Source organism: Flavobacterium sp. (genome assembly GCF_027531705.1).
Lineage (GTDB): Bacteria > Bacteroidota > Bacteroidia > Flavobacteriales > Flavobacteriaceae > Flavobacterium.
Genome location: NZ_JAPZSP010000008.1, coordinates 118,330 through 140,626 on the forward strand (window position 1 = coordinate 118,330; position 22,297 = coordinate 140,626).

Annotated in this window: 19 protein-coding genes; 13 read left to right on the plus strand and 6 right to left on the minus strand. The window is 30.1% G+C overall.

The genetic code is table 11. The annotated features are described in order from the left end of the window. Nucleotides 1–14 precede the first annotated feature (14 nt). The 4 genes from O9267_RS03715 to cmk all read left to right on the plus strand — a co-directional run bounded on the left by O9267_RS03715 (nt 15) and on the right by cmk (nt 3,795). A complete protein-coding gene (locus O9267_RS03715; protein ID WP_298176119.1) occupies nt 15–920 on the plus strand; it encodes a ribonuclease Z in 906 nt (301 codons plus the stop codon). 11 nt (nt 921–931) lie between these two features. Continuing rightward, entirely contained in the window at nt 932–1,576 is a 645-nt protein-coding gene (pdxH, locus tag O9267_RS03720; RefSeq protein ID WP_298176121.1) for a pyridoxamine 5'-phosphate oxidase, read from the plus strand. Nucleotides 1,577–1,935: 359 nt separating this feature from the next. Further along, on the plus strand, nt 1,936–2,961 hold the full coding sequence (gene porQ, locus O9267_RS03725; RefSeq protein ID WP_298176126.1) for a type IX secretion system protein PorQ: 1,026 nt from the start codon (nt 1,936–1,938) through the stop codon (nt 2,959–2,961). A gap of 147 nt (nt 2,962–3,108) precedes the next feature. After that, nucleotides 3,109–3,795 (plus strand): (d)CMP kinase, encoded by a 687-nt coding sequence (cmk, locus tag O9267_RS03730; RefSeq protein WP_298176129.1) that lies wholly within the window; start codon nt 3,109–3,111, stop codon nt 3,793–3,795. Here cmk and O9267_RS03735 read toward each other — a convergent pair. Next, nucleotides 3,792–6,254, minus strand: a complete 2,463-nt coding sequence (locus O9267_RS03735; protein WP_298176132.1) for an FG-GAP-like repeat-containing protein — start codon at nt 6,252–6,254, stop codon at nt 3,792–3,794. The two genes, cmk and O9267_RS03735, sit on opposite strands and share 4 nt — an antisense overlap. Before the next feature lie 290 nt (nt 6,255–6,544). On the opposite strand from O9267_RS03735, the gene O9267_RS03740 reads away from it, so the two are divergent. From O9267_RS03740 to rpsA, 3 genes are all read left to right on the plus strand, one after another. Further along, the gene (locus tag O9267_RS03740) at nt 6,545–7,798 is read left to right on the plus strand and encodes a nucleoside permease (RefSeq protein ID WP_298176135.1); all 1,254 of its coding nucleotides are present in this window, start codon (nt 6,545–6,547) and stop codon (nt 7,796–7,798) included. 92 nt (nt 7,799–7,890) lie between these two features. Continuing rightward, nucleotides 7,891–9,255: a T9SS type A sorting domain-containing protein gene (locus O9267_RS03745; protein ID WP_298176138.1), complete on the plus strand. Its 1,365-nt coding sequence runs from the start codon at nt 7,891–7,893 to the stop codon at nt 9,253–9,255. Between the two features lie 218 nt (nt 9,256–9,473). After that, nucleotides 9,474–11,246, plus strand: coding sequence for a 30S ribosomal protein S1 (gene rpsA, locus O9267_RS03750; RefSeq protein ID WP_298176142.1), 1,773 nt, complete (start codon nt 9,474–9,476; stop codon nt 11,244–11,246). A 54-nt stretch (nt 11,247–11,300) separates the two neighbouring features. Here rpsA and O9267_RS03755 read toward each other — a convergent pair whose 3' ends face one another. The 3 genes from O9267_RS03755 to O9267_RS03765 all read right to left on the minus strand — a co-directional run bounded on the left by O9267_RS03755 (nt 11,301) and on the right by O9267_RS03765 (nt 13,477). After that, nucleotides 11,301–12,017: a hypothetical protein gene (locus O9267_RS03755; RefSeq protein WP_298176145.1), complete on the minus strand. Its 717-nt coding sequence runs from the start codon at nt 12,015–12,017 to the stop codon at nt 11,301–11,303. A gap of 96 nt (nt 12,018–12,113) precedes the next feature. After that, nucleotides 12,114–12,815, minus strand: coding sequence for a potassium channel family protein (locus O9267_RS03760; protein WP_298176147.1), 702 nt, complete (start codon nt 12,813–12,815; stop codon nt 12,114–12,116). Continuing rightward, nucleotides 12,815–13,477 carry a fused MFS/spermidine synthase gene (locus O9267_RS03765; protein ID WP_298176149.1) on the minus strand — a complete coding sequence of 221 codons (663 nt, stop codon included), beginning with the start codon at nt 13,475–13,477 and terminating at the stop codon, nt 12,815–12,817. The genes O9267_RS03760 and O9267_RS03765 overlap by 1 nt, the downstream gene beginning before the upstream one ends. 60 nt (nt 13,478–13,537) lie before the next feature. Between O9267_RS03765 and O9267_RS03770 the strand changes: the two genes are divergently transcribed. The 4 genes from O9267_RS03770 to O9267_RS03785 all read left to right on the plus strand — a co-directional run bounded on the left by O9267_RS03770 (nt 13,538) and on the right by O9267_RS03785 (nt 16,957). Further along, nucleotides 13,538–14,089 carry a 1-acyl-sn-glycerol-3-phosphate acyltransferase gene (locus O9267_RS03770; RefSeq protein WP_298176151.1) on the plus strand — a complete coding sequence of 184 codons (552 nt, stop codon included), beginning with the start codon at nt 13,538–13,540 and terminating at the stop codon, nt 14,087–14,089. A gap of 56 nt (nt 14,090–14,145) precedes the next feature. Beyond that, entirely contained in the window at nt 14,146–15,156 is a 1,011-nt protein-coding gene (locus O9267_RS03775) for a hypothetical protein (RefSeq protein ID WP_298176153.1), read from the plus strand. 105 nt (nt 15,157–15,261) lie between these two features. Beyond that, complete coding sequence (locus O9267_RS03780) at nt 15,262–16,401, plus strand: M14 metallopeptidase family protein (protein WP_298176156.1); 1,140 nt, start codon at nt 15,262–15,264, stop codon at nt 16,399–16,401. 76 nt (nt 16,402–16,477) lie between these two features. Continuing rightward, on the plus strand, nt 16,478–16,957 hold the full coding sequence (locus O9267_RS03785; protein ID WP_035127172.1) for a winged helix-turn-helix transcriptional regulator: 480 nt from the start codon (nt 16,478–16,480) through the stop codon (nt 16,955–16,957). Nucleotides 16,958–17,023: 66 nt separating this feature from the next. On the opposite strand, the gene O9267_RS03790 is transcribed toward O9267_RS03785, so the two are convergent. Together O9267_RS03790 and O9267_RS03795 are read right to left on the minus strand one after the other, a co-directional pair. Beyond that, complete coding sequence (locus tag O9267_RS03790) at nt 17,024–17,668, minus strand: endonuclease III (protein WP_298176159.1); 645 nt, start codon at nt 17,666–17,668, stop codon at nt 17,024–17,026. Between the two features lie 2 nt (nt 17,669–17,670). After that, nucleotides 17,671–18,534: an alpha/beta hydrolase gene (locus O9267_RS03795; RefSeq protein WP_298176162.1), complete on the minus strand. Its 864-nt coding sequence runs from the start codon at nt 18,532–18,534 to the stop codon at nt 17,671–17,673. A 75-nt stretch (nt 18,535–18,609) separates the two neighbouring features. Between O9267_RS03795 and O9267_RS03800 the strand changes: the two genes are divergently transcribed. Then, nucleotides 18,610–20,550: an alpha-1,4-glucan--maltose-1-phosphate maltosyltransferase gene (locus tag O9267_RS03800; RefSeq protein WP_298176164.1), complete on the plus strand. Its 1,941-nt coding sequence runs from the start codon at nt 18,610–18,612 to the stop codon at nt 20,548–20,550. Between the two features lie 23 nt (nt 20,551–20,573). Then, nucleotides 20,574–22,196 (plus strand): trehalose synthase, encoded by a 1,623-nt coding sequence (locus tag O9267_RS03805; RefSeq protein ID WP_298176166.1) that lies wholly within the window; start codon nt 20,574–20,576, stop codon nt 22,194–22,196. Nucleotides 22,197–22,297: the final 101 nt, after the last annotated feature.

Genomic DNA, 22,297 nt, shown 5'->3' on the forward strand with positions numbered 1-22,297 from the left:
TTTAAACTTAAAATGTGAAATTAACAATTTTAGGCTGTTATGCAGCTACACCAAGAACGTTTACCAATCCAACTTCGCAAGTTTTAGAAATACGAAACAGATTATTTCTAATTGATTGCGGTGAAGGAACTCAAGTGCAATTGCGAAAAAACAAAGTGAAATTTTCAAAGATTAATCACATTTTCATTTCTCATTTGCATGGTGATCATTTTTATGGGTTAATAGGTTTAGTTTCAACATTTATGCTATTAGGTAGAACTACAGATTTGCATATTTATGGACCAAAAGGAGTTAAAGAAATAATATTATTGCAGTTAAAATTATCTAATTCCTGGACAAATTATGGTTTGTATTTTCACGAGCTTGAATCAACCGAAAGTGAAGTGATTTATGAAGATGAAAAAGTGCTTGTAAAAACAATTCCGCTTCAACATCGTGTTTATACTAATGGGTTTTTATTTCAAGAAAAAATTGGCGATAGAAAGCTAAATATCGATACCATTAATGAATATGGAATTGAAACTTGCTATTATCAAAAGATAAAAAACGGCAAAAATATCACTTTAGATAACGGAACCGAAATTGAAAATGAGTTGTTGACTTTTGATCCAATTCCAACTAAAAGTTACGCATTTTGTTCTGACACGGCATATGATGAACGCATTATTACGATTATAAAAAATGTTGATATTTTATACCACGAATCCACTTTTTTAGATACTGAAGAAGCTTTGGCAAACAAAACAATGCATTCCACTGCTAAACAAGCGGCAACTATTGCTAGAGAAGCCAATGTAAAACAACTTTTGTTGGGACATTATTCGACAAGATACGATTCAATCATTAAATTTGCAGAAGAAGCAACAACGATTTTTCCAAATGTATTATTGGCAGATGATGGAAAAACTTTTGAATTTTAATTTATACTAAAATGGAAGATTTAAGCAATTACCGAAAATCATACGAAAAAAGTCAGTTGATTGAAACCGATATTCCCGAAGATCCAATTAATCTTTTTCACAAATGGTTTTATGAAGTAGAAGATTTTGGTGGTGTTGATGAAGTAAATGCGATGACAGTTTCTACAATTGGTTTAGACGGTTTTCCAAAATCGCGAGTTGTTTTACTTAAAAAATATAATGAAGAAGGCTTTATTTTTTACACCAACTATGATTCCGAAAAAGGTAAAGCAATAACGGCTAATCCTAATGTTTGTTTATCTTTCTTTTGGCATAGTATGGAGCGACAAGTTATTATCAAAGGAATTGCTGAAAAAGCATCCACAATCATTTCTGATAATTATTTTGCCTCTAGACCTGATGGAAGCAAATTAGGCGCAATAGTTTCTAACCAAAGCGAAGTTATTGAATCTAGAGCGATTCTGGAAAATAAATTGAAAGAATTAGAACACCAATTTGAAGGAAAACAAATTGATAGACCCACTAATTGGGGCGGCTTTTTGATAAGACCAATTCAAGTTGAATTTTGGCAAGGAAGACCAAACCGTCTTCATGACAGAATTAGATTTACATTACAAGATGATTACTTTTGGAAAATTGAAAGATTAGCTCCTTAGGTAAGTTTTTTATTTCAAAATAATTAAAATGATGTATTTCATCGATTTTATTTTTACTTTATCGGTTTTTTAATATATATTCGTGTCAGAATTAATAACAATATTTATTGAAATAAAGTTTTAAACAATTTCCCCAAGTTGAATTAAACGTAAACCTACTGCTATTTTGTTAATATTGAAATTAATTTTATGGTTTTAATGTCATAAAACTAAAAATTGGGAAGGATAAAGCATTCATTGTTTTATCCTTTTTTATTTGAATTAACTTTTCAAAAAAAGATTTTTACAATTTGTCTTGTTAGCTTTAAAAATAATATCTTCGCATTTACGTTATCATTAGCATAATGTATAGCAATTGTATGTCAAAAAAAATAATTTTTTCCTTTTTTATACTAATTAACACACTGGTTTTTAGTCAAATTGGTGGTAAAACAACTTACCAATTTCTAAACTTGGTAAATTCTCCTAGACAAGCTGCTTTAGGTGGAAAAACCATCACTATTTATGATTATGATGTAAACCAAGCCAATTTCAATCCTGCAACTATAAATCCTGATATGGATAATAGACTATCAGTTAATTACGGAAGCTATTTTGGTGAAGTTACCTACGGAACTGCTTCGTATGCTTATACCTACGATCGTCACGTGCAAACATTTCAGGCAGGAATTAACTATGTAAATTATGGAAATATAGACGGTTATGACGAAATTGGAAACCCAACTTCATCCTTTACCGGAAGCGAAATTGCTCTTTCATTTGGCTACGCATACAACGTTCCTTTCACTGATTTGCATATTGGCGCAAGCGGAAAATTAATTTCATCAACTTTAGAAAGTTACCAGTCTTATGGTGGTGCGCTCGATATTGGCGCCATATACATCGATGAAAAAAACGATATTAATTATGCGCTTGTTGTTCGTAATATAGGCACACAGTTTAAAGCTTATAATGAAGTAAATGAGAAATTACCATTAGAAATTATGGCAGGAATTTCTCAAGAAGTTGAAAATGTGCCTATACGTTGGCATTTAACTTTAGAAAATCTTCAACAATGGAATCTTGCTTTTTCAAATCCTAACAGAGCGCAAAGCACTTTAGATGGAGAAACCACTCAAGAAAAAGTTTCTTTTTTCAACAATGCACTGCGACATGTGGTTTTTGGTGGCGAATTATTTCCCAGAAAAGGCTTTAATCTTCGCTTAGGCTATAATTTTAGGAGAGGTGAGGAGCTTAAGTTAGAAGAACAACGAAATTTTTCAGGAATTTCACTTGGTTTTGGACTCAAAATGGGACGATTAAAATTTGATTATTCCTATTCCAGATATACTTTGGCAGGAAATACAAGTTTATTCGGATTATCAATTAATTTTGCTGAACAATAATTAGAAACATCACTTTTGGGCATTTTTATAAACCATATTCCCGCTTTCCACAGTATCTCGCCTCATAAAAATGAGACGAGGATACTTGCTGCAATCGGGGTTGTTTTCAATCTTTAGGCATTCTTTATAACTTATACAAAACAACTTTTGAAAAAAATTACAATAGCCATCGACGGATTTTCCTCAACTGGAAAAAGCACATTAGCCAAGCAATTAGCAAAACATTTAGGTTACATTTATGTTGATACTGGTGCCATGTATCGTGCTGTAACTTTTTTTGCTATGCAAAACGGCTATATTTCAAATGAGTTTTTTGACAAAGACACACTAAAAAATAGTTTACCATTTATCAAACTACATTTTCAATTCAATGCCGACTTAGGTTTTGCCGAAATGTATCTAAACGATGTCAATGTCGAAAAAGAAATCCGTACCATCGAAGTTTCCAATTTTGTTAGCAAAGTAGCCGAAGTTTCCGAAGTTCGTTCTAAACTAGTCGAGCAACAACAAGAAATGGGAAAAGACAAAGCAATCGTTATGGACGGTCGTGATATTGGAACCGTAGTTTTTCCCGATGCCGAACTCAAAATTTTCATGACCGCAAGTGCCGAAACTCGTGCACAAAGACGCTTTGACGAACTACAAGCCAAAGGCGATTCAGTTACCTATGAAGAGGTGCTAAAAAACGTTCAAGACCGCGATTATATTGATACTCACAGAGACGATTCGCCATTAGTAATAGCTGAAGACGCCATCGAAATTGACAATTCCTATCTATCAAGAGAAGAACAGTTTCAAGCTGTTTTAGAATTAGTTGAAGAAGTTTTAAATTAGTTCTTAATTATTTTTCGAGAATATTCCTTTGAGTCTGATTTTAATTTAATAACATAAACTCCCTTAGATAGAAAACATAAATCAATAGAAGTTTTGCTTATTTTTTTTTCACAATAAATTAATTTACCAAATTCGTCTAAAATATTTACATCATAATAAAGTGAATTGTCTTTGGGTATTTCCCAATTTAATTTTTCAGTAAAAGGAACAGGGTAGATTACTAGTTCGTCGGGAATTATATTATTAACAATCGATAATGTAGAAGAATTAAGGTAAAAAGAAGTATATTTTGTTGAACCATTATAACCAACAACTATGTCCTTTTTATTATCATCATTTAAATCATCTATTGCTAAAAGACTAAAATAATTCCATGTGTTTTGCAAATCAATTGAAATTTTATTTTCAAAACTAATACCATTATTATTTATTAAATAATATAAATCAGAAATATCGGGTATACCAGAAATTGTGTAAACTCCTATTAAGTCTTTAAATCCATCTTCATTTAAATCTATAAAATTAATATCATCTGCTTTTATATTTTGAATATATAACGGGCTTTCAAATGAAGTTGAGGGCATTCCATTATTTTTAATAAGATAAATACCAGTATAGTTAATTTCTTTAATACCTCCAAAAATATCTTTATCGCCATCATTATCAAAATCTTCAATTTTTATACATTTTAAATTTGATACAGCCGATATCGCGTTTATAGTAAAAATTCCACTTCCATTATTTTGGTGTAAATGAAAGCTACCGTTGACTGAAGAATAACTAACAATATCAATGTCATTGTCATTATCCATATCTTGACATTCTATCAAATAAGGAGTGTAATAATTGCCTATCAGTCCTATTGTGGTTAAACTTCCAAAAGTTGTTCCTGTTAAATTAGGAATCCATGCTAAAGCTATTAAACCAGTTGGACCAGTTTTTCCAAATGTTAAAACAATGTCTTTTAATAAATCATTATTTATATTAACTACTTCAATATTAAATGAATTGTACTGCAGAGGCAAACTATATCCTAGACTAAAATTACCATTGCCATCATTATAATGAACTTCTAGAACAGTTTTTCTAGCGGCAACTACATCTAAATCATTATCATTGTCAACATCAACTACTTCAATATCATATGTTTGCAATGTACTAGTGTAGTTTGATATTTTTTTGTATGAAGTGAATTCTCCATTTCCTTTGTTTTTGTTCCAAACAACTGCATTTAATGAAGAGATAATATCTTTTTTTCCATCATTGTCAATATCTGCAACTTTAACTTTATAAGTAAAACTGTTGTAAAAACTTATAATTGTTTCAGAGTAAGAGTTAGAACTATTATTAATATATGATAAAAGTGTATTGTCATTATCGTTTGGATCGGAGTCATAAGAAGAGATAATAAAATCAGTTTTGGAATCATTATTTAAGTCGTCGGCAATAAAACAGTTTATAGGGGTGACAGATATTAGAGAAATATAGCTTCCAAATGTTCCATCTGAAAATCTTTTTAAATAAGAAATACCAGATGAAGATAAACCAACTAAATCAGTAAGTCCATCTTCATCAATATCTTTAAATTTTATATCAGAAAATGAGCTTGAAAGTATATTAGATTGAGTTATTCCAAAACTATTTCCAAAAGCACTAATTTTTTTTAATAGACTAGTTCCTGAAGTTGAAAGATAATCTTTAAAGCCATCATTATTTATGTCTTCAAATTCAAAAGATATACCTGAGTTTGCATTTGCAAGTTGAGTTTTTATTCCAAAAACACCATTGCCTAAGTTTTTTTGCCAATAAACATTACTATTTTCATCTCCAATTATAACTTCGGGCAGGTTGTCATTATTTAAATCTCTACATACTAATTTAGTAATATTATAGGCATTAGTAGTATATATTATTTGAGGATTCATGAAAGTACCATTTCCATTATTTCTTAACCACACAACTGAATCATTTGCATTTAGATTAAGAACAATATCATTAATTCCGTCATAATCAACATCACATATATAAGAGCGATTTGGACCATTGGTGATATTCATTAATATTGCCATTGGTGAAAAGGTAAAATTGCCTAAATTTCTAAACCAATTTATTTTATTACCAAAATAATTTGAAGTGATAATGTCTTTTAATCCATCGTTATCTATATCAATAACTGACACTCCGCTCGGGTATTCACTTTGGTTTTGTAATATTGATGTAGGAATGCTAAAGGTAAAATCTCCATTTGAATTCTGGTATAATGTTATTAGACCTAGATTTAATGAGATTGAGATTAGGTCTTTTTGATTATCTCCATTTAAATCTTCAATAATAATCTCTGAATTTAAAGATGGCGTTTGATATTGCTCCAATATAACTTTTTCTGATTCAAAATTAATTTGACTAAAGGCTAAATTGCAGAATAATAATGACATACTTAATCTTGCTCTTAAATTCATAATGTAGTTTTATTTATTCTTACAAATTTATCTTTTTTTTTGACATAAGCAAAGTTAGTCATTATTATTAGAAGCATTGTTTAAAAATACTATTGCATTTTTTTTTATAATCATATAATGGTAGTAATTACAAGCATATGAAACTCGCATACAGACATGAGATTTTATCCATCAACGACAATTTTATTAAAGTCATAAAAAGTAAATTTACAACCTGAAACCTTTTTTTTGCATTTCTCATTTTTAATGTTAGTTTTACAATCTATTTACATTAAAAAAACGATTTCGTTATGAGTTTAAAATTTAGATTGACTCTTATGAGTTTTCTCCAGTTTTTTGTTTGGGGAGCGTGGTTGATAACAGTTGCCAATTACTGGTTTGGAACCAAACAATGGAGTGGAGCAGAATTTGGAGCCATTTTTTCAACACTTGGAATTTCTTCTATTTTCATGCCAGCTATTACAGGAATTATTGCTGACAAATGGGTAAATGCCGAAAAATTATATGGTTTTCTTCATATTTTAGGTGGATTGGCGTTGTGTTATATTCCTCAAGTTGAAGATCCAACTACTTTTTATTATGTAATTTTTGCCGCAATGCTTTGTTACATGCCGACAATTTCTCTGTCAAATTCAATTGCTTATAACATTCTTAAAAACAATAATTATGACGTTGTAAAAGTTTTTCCGCCTATTAGAGTTTGGGGAACAATTGGTTTTATTGCCGCCATGTGGATAACCAATCTAACTGGAAATAAAGCTTCATATAATATGTTTTATTTATCAGCTTTAGCAGCTTTTATTCTTGGATTTTATTCTTTTACATTGCCTAAATGTCCACCGCAAAAATTAATTTCAAGCGATGCCTCTTTTGCTGAAAAATTTGGCTTAAGTGCTTTTAAACTGTTTGGAACATACAAAATGGCATTGTTCTTTATCTTTTCAATGTTTTTGGGAGGTGCTTTGCAACTTACAAATATGTATGGAGATGTTTATTTATCTGAATTTTCAAAAGTTCCAGAATATGCCGATTCTATTGTTGTGAAATATTCAACTATTATTATGTCGATTTCTCAAATATCAGAAACCTTGTTTATATTGGCAATTCCTTTCTTCTTAAAACGATTTGGAATTAAGCAAGTGATGCTTATTTCAATGTTGGCTTGGGTTTTACGTTTTGGTTTATTTGCCTACGGAAATCCAGTTGACGGTTTATGGATGATTATTACTTCTTGTATAGTTTACGGAATGGCATTTGATTTTTTCAATATTTCAGGTTCATTATTTGTAGAAACCACAACCGATTCTAAAATTCGTTCATCAGCACAAGGACTATTCATGATGATGTCTAACGGATTCGGAGCCTTTTTTGGCGGAATTATAAGCGGAATAGTTATTGACAACTATTTCACACATGATGGAGCAAGAGATTGGCATGGAATATGGCTTGCTTTTGCAGGTTATGCTTTAGTAGTTGCAGTTCTATTCGCTATTTTCTTCAAACACAAGCACAATCCAGACGAAGTGGCCAACGTGAGTCATTAAAAATATAAATTTTCAAAACCCTTTCAAAATAAACGTGAAAGGGTTTTTTCTTACACATTATTTTGTATATTTGTTTTATTAAATATTTGATTATGAGAAATATCTACTTTATACTTTTTGCATTTTGTTTTGGGTTTTCGTTGAATGCGCAGATTATTAATTTTCCTGATTTGGGTTTTAAAGCAAAATTATTAGAAGCCGATGTAATAAATAATCAAATTGCGATGGATTCAAATAACATTTTTTTAAAAATTGATTCAAATGACGATGGGGAAATTGATGTGAATGAAGCTTTAGAAGTCAATTCATTATATCTTTACGGAAATACTATTTCTTCAATAGAAGGAATTGCTTATTTTTCAAACTTAACTTCTTTATATTGTATAGAAAATCAATTAGTAAATTTGAATTTAACAGGTTTGAATAATTTAACACAGTTTACATGTCAATATAATAATCTCATCACTTCAATTGATTTAAGTAGTTTAACAAATCTTTTAAATGTTTCTTGTACCAATAATAATCAGTTGAATAATTTAAATGTTAATGGATTGGTTAATTTACAAGATTTAAGATGTAGTAGTAATAATTTATCTACTTTAGATGTAAATGATTTAATAAATCTTAAAATATTAATTTTCTACAATAATAATATTAGTTCTATTGATTTGCATAATTTAATTCTTTTAGAATCTTTGGAAACCAGTTTGAATCCTTTATCAAATATAGATGTTTCTCAGAACATAAATTTAGAAGTGTTTTCCTGTGTAAGTAACAATTTATCTCAATTAAATTTTTTACAAAATCAAGACTTAATTGATATTAGATGTGATTATAATAATTTAACAAGTTTAAATGTTACTCAAAATATTGGTCTCACAAACATTAGTTGTAGTTCAAATCAATTAACAGAATTAGATCTTTCACAAAATATTAATTTAATTTCTTTAGATATAGAAACTAACTATATAAATAGTTTGGAATTATCAAATAACAGTTCACTTAATTGGTTAGACTGTGGATCAAATCAATTAACAAACTTATTTATTAAAAATGGTATAACTGAAAGCTTTATTGCTTTGAATAATAACCCGAATTTGCAATATGTTTGTGCCGATACAGCGCAAATAATTCAAGTTCAAGATATAGTAGCCACTTATGGATATACTAATTGTGTTGTTAATTCTAATTGTTCTTTGGCTAACCAAGATTTTGACTTTGTTGATTATTTTTCAATAAATCCAAATCCTGCAAAAGATATTTTGACAATTCAAACCAAAGAAAATGTTGAAGTTTCTTCTATAAACATTTACAATACTTTAGGGCAATTGGTTTTACTAATTCCAAATGCAAAAGATATTTCAACCATTGATGTTTCAAGTTTAAAAAAAGGAAATTATTTTATAAAAGTACTATCTGATAAAGGTGTTTCTAGCACAAAATTTATCAAAGAATAATTATTTAAACATAAATTATAGTAAACCCTTTCTGAAATCAAACTCAATAAGGGTTTTTCTTTGAAAAATATTTTGTAATTAATAAATTATGATTACTTTTGCAGTCCAAAATGCAGAGTAGAGTTTCGTTTGGAAATCAATTATTTAAGTAAAAACACTTTTGTTTTTCTATCGCTTAAAGAAACTCATGAAAAACAAAATACAAATTTTTTATCAGCATGTCTGAATTAAACAAAGAACAACAGGATTTTTTAGCAGGTTTTAACTGGCACAACTACTCAGAAGGAATTGATGCAGTAGACGAAAAAAACTTACAAGAGTTTGAAGATTTAGTATCTAAAACTTTTATTTCTACTGACCAAGAAGAAGTAGTAGAAGGTGTAGTAGTTAGAATTACTGAAAGAGACGCGATTGTTGACATTAACGCAAAATCGGAAGGTGTAATTTCACTTAACGAATTTCGTTACAATCCAAACTTAAAAGTTGGAGACAAAGTAGAAGTATTAATCGACATCCGTGAGGATAAAACAGGTCAATTAGTATTATCTCACAGAAAAGCAAGAACTATCAAATCATGGGATAGAGTTATTGCTGCTAACGAAACTGGAGAAATCGTTCAAGGTTTTGTTAAATGTAGAACTAAAGGTGGTATGATTGTAGATGTTTTCGGAATTGAAGCATTCTTACCAGGTTCACAAATTGATGTGAAACCAATCCGTGATTACGATGTATATGTAAACAAAATGATGGAATTCAAAGTGGTAAAAATTAACCACGAATTCAAAAACGTTGTAGTTTCTCATAAAGCGCTTATCGAAGCAGATATCGAAGTTCAGAAAAAAGAAATCATAGGTCAATTACAAAAAGGACAAGTATTAGAAGGTGTTGTTAAAAACATTACTTCTTATGGTGTGTTCATTGACTTAGGTGGTGTTGATGGATTAATCCACATTACTGACCTTTCTTGGTCTAGAATCAATCACCCAAGTGAAGTTCTTGAACTAGATCAAAAATTAAATGTTGTAATCCTTGATTTTGATGATGAGAAAACAAGAATTCAATTAGGTTTAAAACAATTAAACGCTCACCCATGGGATGCTCTTGGAGCTGACTTAAAAGTTGGTGACAAAGTGAAAGGTAAAGTAGTAGTTATCGCTGATTACGGTGCTTTCATTGAAGTTGCTGAAGGTGTTGAAGGTTTAATTCACGTTTCAGAAATGTCTTGGTCTACTCACTTAAGAAGTGCTCAAGATTTTGTAAAAGTTGGTGATGAAGTAGAAGCTGTTGTTTTAACTTTAGATAGAGATGACCGTAAAATGTCATTAGGTATCAAACAAATGACACAAGATCCATGGACTGATATTACAGCTAAATATCCAGTAGGTTCTAAACATACAGGAACTGTAAGAAACTTTACAAACTTTGGTATTTTCGTAGAATTAGAGGAAGGAATTGATGGATTAATTTACATCTCTGACTTATCTTGGACTAGGAAAATCAAACATCCATCTGAATTTGTAAACGTTGGTGAAAAATTAGACGTTGTAGTCTTAGAATTAGATGTTGATGGACGTAAATTATCTTTGGGTCACAAACAAACTACTGCTAATCCTTGGGATCAATACGAAGATTCTTTCGCTGTAGGAACTATTCACAATGGTGAAATTTCTGAAATCGTTGACAAAGGTGCTACAGTTGAATTTGGTGATGATATCGTTGCTTTTATTCCAACTCGTCACTTAGAAAAAGAAGACGGTAAAAAATTGAAAAAAGGCGATACTGCTGATTTCAAAGTTATCGAATTCAACAAAGAATTCAAAAGAGTTGTAGCTTCTCACACGGCTATCTTCCGTGAAGAAGAGGAAAAAGTAGTAAAAGCTGCTGCAGAAACTGCAACAACTAATGCTCCTGCTCAAACTCTTGGAGATAACAACGAAATTCTTGCTGGTCTTAAAGCCAAAATGGAAAAAGAAAAGAAAGAGAAAAAATAATTTCTCTCGATTTTATAAACAAAAAGCTCTACAGAAATGTAGAGCTTTTTTTTATTAGTTTTCTTTAAACGGACTATTCCAAATAACGGTATTGAAATTTTTACCCATCATAAAAAAGTAATAGGCAATAACCGCTACAATTGACTTAAAGCTAAATATAAAAACGATTAACTGTGCCATTGGTACTGATTTACTCAAATTATTTGTTGGAACCAAAAATGATATGATAGCACTTACTATTAAACAGAACACCGTAAATGTTCCCAAATTTTTAATAGGTAATACAGAATATTTTCTCAAAGGATTTATTTCATTTCCCCATTTATGTATCAAGTAGTAGTAATTAGTATCAATTGGAACAAATAGTAATGGGTCATCGTATTTTTTTAATAAAAAGGCACTGCTAGGAGCCATTATTTTAAAACCTTTTAGTTTTGTATTGTGTTTCTTTTCAAGAAATCTAATCTTAGAAATTGCTTCTTCTGGTATTTCATTGTTAAATAATATACTGTCCAGAAATCGCAAACGATAATCTACACAAACATCTTGAATTGAGTTAATGTGATAAACGTTCTCTTTTTCTAGTTCAAAATAGTTAAAGTTATTAGTAATTGTTTTACTTTCAGTATTCAGCTCATTTTTTATACTATCTCTTTCAATTTCATTTTGATGTAAAATTGAATAAACTTCTTCCAAAGTTTGGTTTTGGGATAGTAATTTCATTCTGCTATCGTCAAGAGCATTCACTAGTGTGCTAGGTTTTTTTGTCATGATTAACAATTATTAGTACTCACACTAAAGTAGTGAATAGTAATTTTTTATCAAAAAATAACAGTTCTTTTTTTGATTAAACTACTGTTAAATAGCTTATTCATTATCAAAATAACCTTTTGTTTTAACTTTTGTAGAAAAGAAATTCAAAAACAAAACCACAAAGGATAAGAAAAACATAGCTTGAATGCTAACTAATATTTTTCCGTAAGTTGTAATTGGATAATAATCGCCAAAACCAATCGAATTTGAACTTACAATGCTAAAATAAACCGAATCAAACCAATGTTCAAAAGGTTTATTCATGTTGTCACCTAATGTGTAAAGCACGCCAAATGCAATCACAATTTCCAAATAATTGAAAAACAAAAGCAACATAGAGCGTTTATAAGAACGAGGTTTTGAGAATAAATCGGATGCAAATATTAAAGTCGGAATGTATAGAACAGTTTCTAAAAGAACATATAACATTATCCAAATTAGAAACTCATTGTTCTGCCAATGATTTCGCAAAATTAAAATCGGGAAAATCATCTTCAAAATAATATAAATATCCATTGCCAAATCTTGGTATTCATACTTGATTTTACATGCTAAATATTTTATATAAACACCAGGAAAAAGCAACTGCGAAACAGAAAGAAATAATCTGACAATCTTTTCAATTCCATTGTCATCTTGATGGTCGTTGTTCCAGATAGATTTTATATTCAAAATTCTCTTTTGAATAGAATTGTATTTGGGTTTGTAATCTCTAGAAACTTTACCAACCAGAAGTTTCCTTAAAATCGATCTCATTATCTAAGTTTTTTTATAGTAAACAGTTCATTGTGAATTTCAACTTTTGGATACATTCGTAAAGAGTATTTTCCGCCAAATTTCTTTTTGTAATCAACGTTTCTAATTCTATCTTTTTCATTGATTACCATTGTATTAAATAGAATGAAACCATTTACTTTTAGCAAAGAATTTACATGATTTATAAAAAAATCTTCAAACAAAAAATTAGGCATTTTGGTATCTTGAAAAATATCTATTACAATCAAATCATATTTTTCTTTGGTTTTCAAAACAAATTCAAATGCATCGTCAACAACCAATTCTAAATTCTTTATTTCATTCAATTTAAAATATTTATTCGCAATTTCAACAACTTGAGCATCAATTTCAATACCTGTTATTTTTCCTTTAAATTTTATTTCGTCAACAATCGTTTTTATAACGCTTCCGCCAGCAACACCAAGAATTAAGATGTTTTCAAATTTTTTAATACGTTCAAAACCAATATATTTCAATCCTTTTCTCAATATTCGTTGCAAACTTCCATAAGAATAATTGGTGTTTTTCGAATCTAAAACTAACTCTCCATTGTTCCATGTAACCTCCAAAGTTTTACTTATAGTGGAGTTTTTCTTAATAACGTTTATTGGAATGAAGTAGCTTAAGAATCTTGATAGCATAAATAAAAATATTTTCTCAAAAATAATAGATTAATGCTAAATTTACGCAAAATATTTGAGATGAAGAAACGACTTTATGAATTTATTTTCTTCCGATTAATGGGATGGAAAATAACTGGCGCTAACAATCTAAATGTAAATAAATGTGTTTTTATGGTTTTGCCTCACACAAGTTGGCACGATTTCTATTTAGGATTATTTACAAGAGGAATTACCGAAGTGCCAATGCATTTTGTAGGTAAAAAAGAATTATTCAAATTCCCTTTTGGTTGGTATTTTAAATGGATGGGCGGAAAACCATTAGACCGAACAGGTGGTCTTAATAAGGTAGATGCCATTGCAAAAACTTTTGATGATTATGACGAATTACGATTAGCAATTGCGCCAGAAGGTACAAGAAAGTTGGTATCAGAATTAAAAACTGGGTTTTATTATATTGCTTTAAAAGCCAATGTGCCAATACTTCCAGTAGCTTTTGATTTTGGTAAAAAAGAAGTCAAAATCGGAGAACCATTTATCGCAACGGGCAATTATTTGGAAGATATGAATCAAGTTTTACCATTTTACGATGGCGTTGTTGGGAAGATTCCACAAAGACAATTTATAAGATAAATCCAAATTCATTTTGTTTTCGTAAATAAAGCTATAAACAAAAAAATATAGTATTTATGAAATCAAATCTTTTCTTTCTTGCAGTTTTTACTGCGTCATTTGTATCATGTAATAATGATGATGATATGCCTTCAACAATTCCTGTTGAATCAGAATTTAAATTAGTAACTGCCAGTAACACTTCGGGCAAAGTAACGTTATCTGACTTATCACAAATAACACCGTCGGTTATGAGTTTTATGATACCTTCAACAGATGCAGACGGTGTTTATTATGATAGTGATTTAGATGAAATAGTTCTAGCTTCTCGAACAAACAATGTATTAGAAGTCTATGGTAATGTTGATAATGCAATAATGAGTGCTTCTTCCTCATTAACTTTAAGTTACTCGAGTACTTCAAATTTTAATAACCCAAGAGAAATTGCAGTTTCTGGAAATAAAGTTGTTGTAACTCAAGATCAAAATGCAGCTAACTCAAATACTAATAAATTATTAGTGTATCAAAAAACATCCAATGGTTTTACATTACTAAATGATTACACAGTTGATTTTAAAAATTGGGGAATATTTTTAGATGGAAATACACTTTATGCAACGGCAGATTTAACTGGTGATATTATTGTATTTGAAAATTTCTTTTCGAATGCAAATGGTACTATAACTCCAACGAAAAGGATAACAATTGAGGGATTAGTTCGAACTCACGGAATTTTTTATTCAGCAAAAGACAACAGAATGATTTTAACAGATGTTGGTTCAGCAACGTCTGACAATGATGGTGGTTTAATTGTAATAAATAACTTTTCATCAATAGTAAGTTCAACTGCCAATTTAGGTACTATTTCAATGTCAAATCAAATGAGAGTTTACGGACCAAATTCCTCGCTTGGAAATCCAGTAGATGTTGCATATGATTATGAAACAAATAACATTTATATAGCCGAAAGATTGAAGGATGGTGGAAAACTTCTCACTTTCTCTATGCCTACAACAAATGCAGATATGATGCCTATCAATTCAAGATTAGAGCCCGGAATAAGCAGTGTATATCTTCTTAGAAAATAAATTTAAAATTAATTTTCTAGCCTTCAATAACTTATTTATTGAAGGCTTTTTTGTTTTCAGATAGTTCAAGTTGTTTACATTTGCATTTAATTATATTTACTAAATATGAATTACATTGAACTACATAAAGAACATAAAGCCAACTCGCTTTTTGGAAGATATATTACATTAAAAGATATTGAACCGATTTTATCGAAGTTTCCATCTGAAATAATTGGAAAATCGGTTTTAGGAAAGCCAATTTATAAATATACTATTGGGACTGGAAAAACAAAAATTTTCATGTGGTCGCAAATGCATGGAAACGAAAGCACAACGACAAAAGCTTTATTTGATTTCTTCAATGTAATTCATTCGCAAGAAGAAATAGGAGTGAAGTTGCTTCAAGAATTTACTTTTTGTTTTATTCCAATGGTGAATCCTGATGGAGCCGAATTATATACTCGTGAAAATGCCAATAAAGTTGATTTAAATAGAGATTCAGTCGATTTGTCTCAACCCGAAAGTCAATTACTTCGTATAACTTTTGAAGATTTTAAACCTGATTTTTGCTACAATCTTCATGATCAAAGAACCATTTTTGGCGCTGGAACTACTGGAAATGTAGCAACCGTTTCTTTTTTAGCACCTTCTTTCAATGAAAATCGCGATGTAAATGAAATTCGTTCCAAAGCTATGAATGTTATTGTGGCAATGAATGAAGAATTGCAAGAGCATATCCCTAATCAAGTTGGACGATTCGACGATGGTTTCAACATCATTTGTATTGGTGATATGTTTACTTTTTTAAATGTTCCTACTATTTTATTTGAAGCGGGTCATTATCAAGATGATTATTATAGAGAATATACGCGCAAAATGATTTTTATTTCATTAATTTCAGGATTAAAGTATATTTACGAAAACGATATAGTTAATAATGAAATCGCAGAATATTTATCAATTCCTCAAAATAATATCGCTTTTTATGATTTTCTTTATAAAAACATCAAAATAAATTATGATGGTAAAGAAATTATCACGAATTTTGCTGCACAATACAAAGAAGAACTTATTGATGGAAAAATCCAGTTTAACGCTTACATAGCTGAAATTGGAGAATTAAAAGGAAAGTTTGGTCATTATCTTTATAATGCTCACAAAATGTTATATTCTGATGAGAATGAGAACATTCCGAAATTAAATCAAAAAGCGAATTTTTGTTTAGGAAAAAATGTTAAAATTGTTAATGGTTTAAAAAAATAGCAATTTTTATTCTTTTTTACTAAATAAAATGCATTAATTTGTAATGTAAAAGATATAATAATATAAATTAGTAGTTATGAGTAAGTTTCGTTTAGATGAAGTAGATCACCAAATCCTTGATATGTTAATTGATAACACAAGAGTACCATTTACTGACATCGCAAAAAAATTATTAATTTCTGCAGGAACTGTTCACGTAAGAGTTAAGAAAATGGAAGATGCAGGAATCATTATGGGTTCTTCATTGACATTAGATTATGAAAAGTTAGGATATTCGTTCATCGCTTACGTTGGTGTTTTCTTGAATAATACATCACAAACTAAATTTGTTTTAGAAAGAATCAACGAAATTCCTTTCGTAACAGTTGCTCATGTAACTACAGGGAAATTCAATATTTTCTGTAAAATAAGAGCTAAAGATACTAAACATGCTAAAGATGTTATCTTCATGATTGATGATATCGAAGGTGTTTACAGAACAGAAACGATGATTTCACTTGAGGAAAGTATCAACGACAAAAAACGTTTGATGCACACCATTTTCAAAGACATTTAATTTTCTAATGAAAATCAATTTATACAAACCTCAAGTTTTTTGCTTGAGGTTTTTTTATTTTGTAATTTATAGATTTTTATGAGGGAAAAGGCAATGCTCGTTTATTGAACATTCTGAGCATCTTGGATTAGTCGGACGACAAGTTTCTCTTCCTAAAAATGAAATTGCCATTCCAATTTCTCCCCAAATTTCCTTTGGTAGTAATTGCATTAACTGTTTTTCAACTTTGTTACCATCTTTAGCTTCATCACAAAGACCAATTCTTGGTGCAACTCTTATAACATGTAAATCTGCAATTATACCTTCTGCTGGTACTTTCATTTCTCGCATTATTACATTTGCAGATTTTCTTCCGATTCCTTTTAAAGCGATTAAATCATTCAGATTAGTTGGAATGTTTTTATCGCTCTTTAATGTTTGAGCAATTTCAATTAACCAACTAGATTTGGTATTGAAGTTTCTAACTTTGCTAACATAAGGAAATAAATCTTCAATTGTTGCAATTGATAATACTTCCAAATTTGGAAATTCTGCAAAAAAAGCAGGAGCAATTTTATTAATATTTGCATCTGAATCTTGAGCAGATAAAATAACGGCTACCATTAATTGATATAAATTTTCATAATCTAAAGGATGCTTTTTATCTTTATATTTATCGATTAGCGGTTGCAATTTTTCAGCCCAACCATTTGTATTTTCAAATAATTCCATAATTATTCTTTTATAAATTCCATAATTCGTTTTATAACTTCCGTATTTCCTAAAATTTTTCGATGACCTAAGTTTTTGGTAATCATCAATTCTGAAATATTTAAGTTTTCTTTAATGTTATAAGCTGCTTTAACATTTACATCCACATCATTTTCATCGTGTATTATTAAAACAGGAATTGAAACTTCTTTAGCAGCATTTGAAGCAGAATAATAATCCATTTTAACTTTATATTTTTTCTCGAAATGATCTCTTAATTTGATTCCAATTTCAGCTTTTAATTTTAACTTCTTAATAAAATCATCAATTATGTCTTGAATAATATCGCCACTTCCAATAATTACTGCTTTTTTAACGTTTAAATTTTCTCTAATCGCATTCAAAATCGACATTCCTCCAAGTGAGTGTCCTATTGCAAATTCAAAAGGGCCATATTGTTTTTCCAATTCTAAAATTGAAGCAATAAATTCAATCATTATTGACGAATTTCCTTTTGATTTCCCGTGTGCAGGAGCATCAAAACTAATTGTCGAATATCCTAATTTTACTAATTCATCTGCAATCTTAACTAATTGAGTTCCTCTGCCAGACCAACCGTGAACTAACAGAATTTTCTTTTCGCTTTTTCCATAATGGTAAACCACAATTTCTTTATTTATCGACGGAATAAAAACGGTTTCTTGAATACTTTCTTTATCCATTTGAAATTCGCGTTTCGGAATTTTATGTTTTATGGGTGTTGTAAATAATTTTGCTGCAAACTTTGTTGCTAATTTTGGTGAAATTGCCTCAAATAATTTAGCGGTTATCAATATTACCTTCGGAATTTTCAATGTTTGGGCTTGTATTTCTTTATTTTTTGACATTTCAATAAATTTTAATGCAAGTTACTTTAATTTGTCTTTTTTTTATACATTAGACATCATTAAATAAAAGTTAAAATGCAAAATCAAAGACGCGTAATAATTGAAAATGTATTGCCTCAATTAGACAATGGGGCATTTTTTATAAAAAGAATTGTTGGACAAAAAGTTACTGTAACTGCCGATATTCTATCAGATGGACACGATGTAATGGAGGCTGTTGTTCAATATAAATATGAAAAGGACAAAAAATGGTCAGAAGTTAGAATGAATGCTTTGCCAAATGATGCTTTCGAAGCTACTTTTTCAGTAGAAAAACAAGGTTATTACTCTTATTTTGTCGAAGCTTGGGTTGATTATGCTCTAAATTGGCAATACGGTATTGGTAAAAAAATAAACGACAACCAACACGTAAAATCGGAATTGTTAGAAGGAGTAGAGTACATCAAACCTTTATTATCAAAAGTTTCAGCTTCAGATAAAAAATATTTGAATGAAGTTGTTGATTTATTTTCAAATGAAGTTAATTATGACAAAGCTATCATTGAAGCAGTTTCTGATAAATTAAAAACGATCTTCAAAGAAAATCCAGCCAAATTTTTAGCCAATCAAACACAAGAATTAAGAGTTTATGTAGATAGACAAAAAGCATTATTCAGCACTTGGTATGAATTTTTTCCACGTTCGGCTTCAAGTGTAGATGGTAAACACGGAACTTTTAAAGATTGTGAGCAGATTTTACCTAAAGTTGCTAAAATGGGATTTGATACTTTGTATTTTCCACCAGTTCACCCAATTGGAGAAGTAAATCGTAAAGGAAAAAATAATGCTACTGACGCTCAACCAGGCGATGTTGGTTCGCCTTGGGGAATTGGTTCGCAATATGGTGGTCACAAATCGATTCATCCTGAATTAGGAACTATTGATGATTTCAAATCATTAGTCAAAAAAGCAAAATCATTAAATATTGAGGTTGCAATGGACTTTGCGCTTCAAGCTGCACCAGATCATCCTTATGTTAAAGAATTTCCACAATGGTTCAAATGGCGTCCAGATGGAACTGTGCAATATGCCGAAAATCCACCAAAAAAATATCAAGATATTCTGCCAATTTACTTTGAAAGTGATGATTGGAAAAACCTTTGGAAAGAGTTATTAGATTGTGCTTTATTTTGGGTTGAAGAATGTGGAATTAGAGTTTTCAGAGTTGATAATCCACACACTAAACCATTTTATTTTTGGGGTTGGCTTATTGCAGAAGTTAAGAAGAAATATCCAGATGTATTGTTTTTAGCAGAAGCTTTTACTCGTCCTAAAATTATGCACGAGTTAGCTAAACAAGGTTTCACCCAATCTTATTCTTATTACACTTGGCGAAATACTAAAGCAGAATTGCAAGAGTATTTAACCGAACTTACTCAAACCAATCAAAAAGAATTCTTCCGTCCAAATTTTTGGCCAAATACTCCAGATATCAATCCGTTTCCATTGCAAGGTGCGAATGAAAGTACGCACTTACAAAAATATTTTTTAGCAGCCACATTGTCTTCATCTGTTGGGATTTACGGACCAATATTTGAATATATGGTTTCAGATGCGATTCCAGGAAAAGAAGAATATATGGATAGTGAAAAATACCAAATTCGTCTTTGGGATTGGCAAAAAGAAAATAAAATCACTATGCTAATTTCTAAAATTAATCAAATTAGAAAAGAGCAATCTTCACTGCAACAAACCAATAATATTGAATTCTGTGATACTGATAACGACCAAGTTATTGCCTATTACAAATTTGATGACAACAAAGAAAATGAAACCTTAATGATTGCAAGTTTAGATGCTTATTATGCTAAACAAGCTTGGATTAAATTGCCATTAAAGTCTCTAGGAATTCAAGAAGGACAATCTATTACAGTTATAGATTTAATTACAGGAAACAGCTATAATTGGGATAAAGAATGGAATTTTGTTGAGTTGCATCCAGTTTTACCTTTTCACTTATTTAAAATTCTGAAGTAATTATTAATAATAAATTTACTGTCATGAAAAACGACAATCAAGATACTTTCACAACCACATTCAAATTTAAAAACGAATGGAAAGATGCTTTCAAAGACGATGAATTCATTAAAATATTTTCGTCTGATATTTTAGAAAACTATATCATCAACAAAAGGTGGTATGGAGGTAAAGCTAGTACTCTAAAGTATATTGAAGTCGTAGATCATTTCAAAATTACTTCTAAAAAGAATACCTATTATGGTGTTTTGCTTGAAGTGAATTTTAAAGAAGCATTTTTCCAACATTATTTTATGCCAGTAGCTTTTATGACTACAGATGAGCTAGATACTAATACCATTATTGCTCCTGCAAAGTTTGGAAATATTGATGGTTATTTGGTTGATGCCTTGCATCAAGATGATTTCAGAAAGTTGTTGTTTGATAATATTGCACAATCTACCGAAAGTAAAGGATTAAAATTGATTTTTCATAAAGGCTCTAATTTGGTTGATAAGGAATATAAGTCTTCCAAATTCATGGGTGTTGAACAAAGTAATACTTCGATTATTTATAACGATGCATTTGTATTGAAAATCTTCAGAAGAATTTATGTTAGCACCAATCCTGATTATGAAATTAGCCGTTTCTTGACAGAAAGAATGCACTATGAAAATACGCCAGCTTATACAGGAAGTATAAATTTGGCTTTGCCAGAAGGAAATATCACTTTAGGTTTGATGCAAGAATTAGTTCCAAATCAAGGCGATGCTTGGAAATTTATGTTAGAACAAATGGATGGTGTTTTTGATAATCTTTCCAGAAAGAAAATAAAAATCGACAAACTTCCAAATGTAGAATTGTTCAAACGATTAAAAATCAACGAAATCCCACCAGAAATTATTGATTGGGTTGGTTTGAGTTTATTTTTAAGAGTACAGACTTTAGCATTGCGAACAGCCGAAATGCATATTGCACTCGGAAGTGATATTCACGAAACTGCATTTACTCCAACTACTTACAATGGTGATTACACCGTTTGGTTAAAAAACAGACTTTTATATCAATTCCAAAACCGATTGAATATTATTGAAAATAGTTTGCATAAACTCGACGGAATGGCACTCGATTTAGCACATCAATTCCTCGAAAACAAAAAGTTAATTCGTAAACATTTTGTAGATTTTGATTGGACTAAAATGAAATCGGAACGCATCAGAATTCACGGAGATTTTCATCTTGGTCAAGTTTTAGTAAATGGCGATGATTTCTATCTGCTTGATTTTGAAGGTGAACCAGAAAGCACCATTCGTGATAGAAAAGTAAAACAGCCACCATTAAAAGACGTTGCCGGAATGTTCCGTTCTTTTCATTACGCGATTTACGCAACCATTTTCAACAACGCCGATAAATATCCTTACGAGCAAGAAGATTTATTCAAAGCAGGAGAATTATTGTTTAAATACTTAGTCGGAGCTTTCCTTGAAACCTACATCGAAAAAGCCCAATCAGGCAACTTAAATATAGGTTACAGCCACGAAATCAACTTTTTACTAAAATATTGCATCCTTGAAAAAGCCGTTTACGAGTTGGGTTACGAACTCAATTCTCGTCCGCGTTGGGCAGTAATTCCTTTGCGTGGAATTCAGACTATTATGGGATATTAGAAGCGAATGGCTTGGGCATTTTCGATAATGGCAATTCCCGCTTTTCGCTCCAATCTTTTCCTTTTTAAAGAAAAAAGGAAAAGGATTTCCACTACAATCGG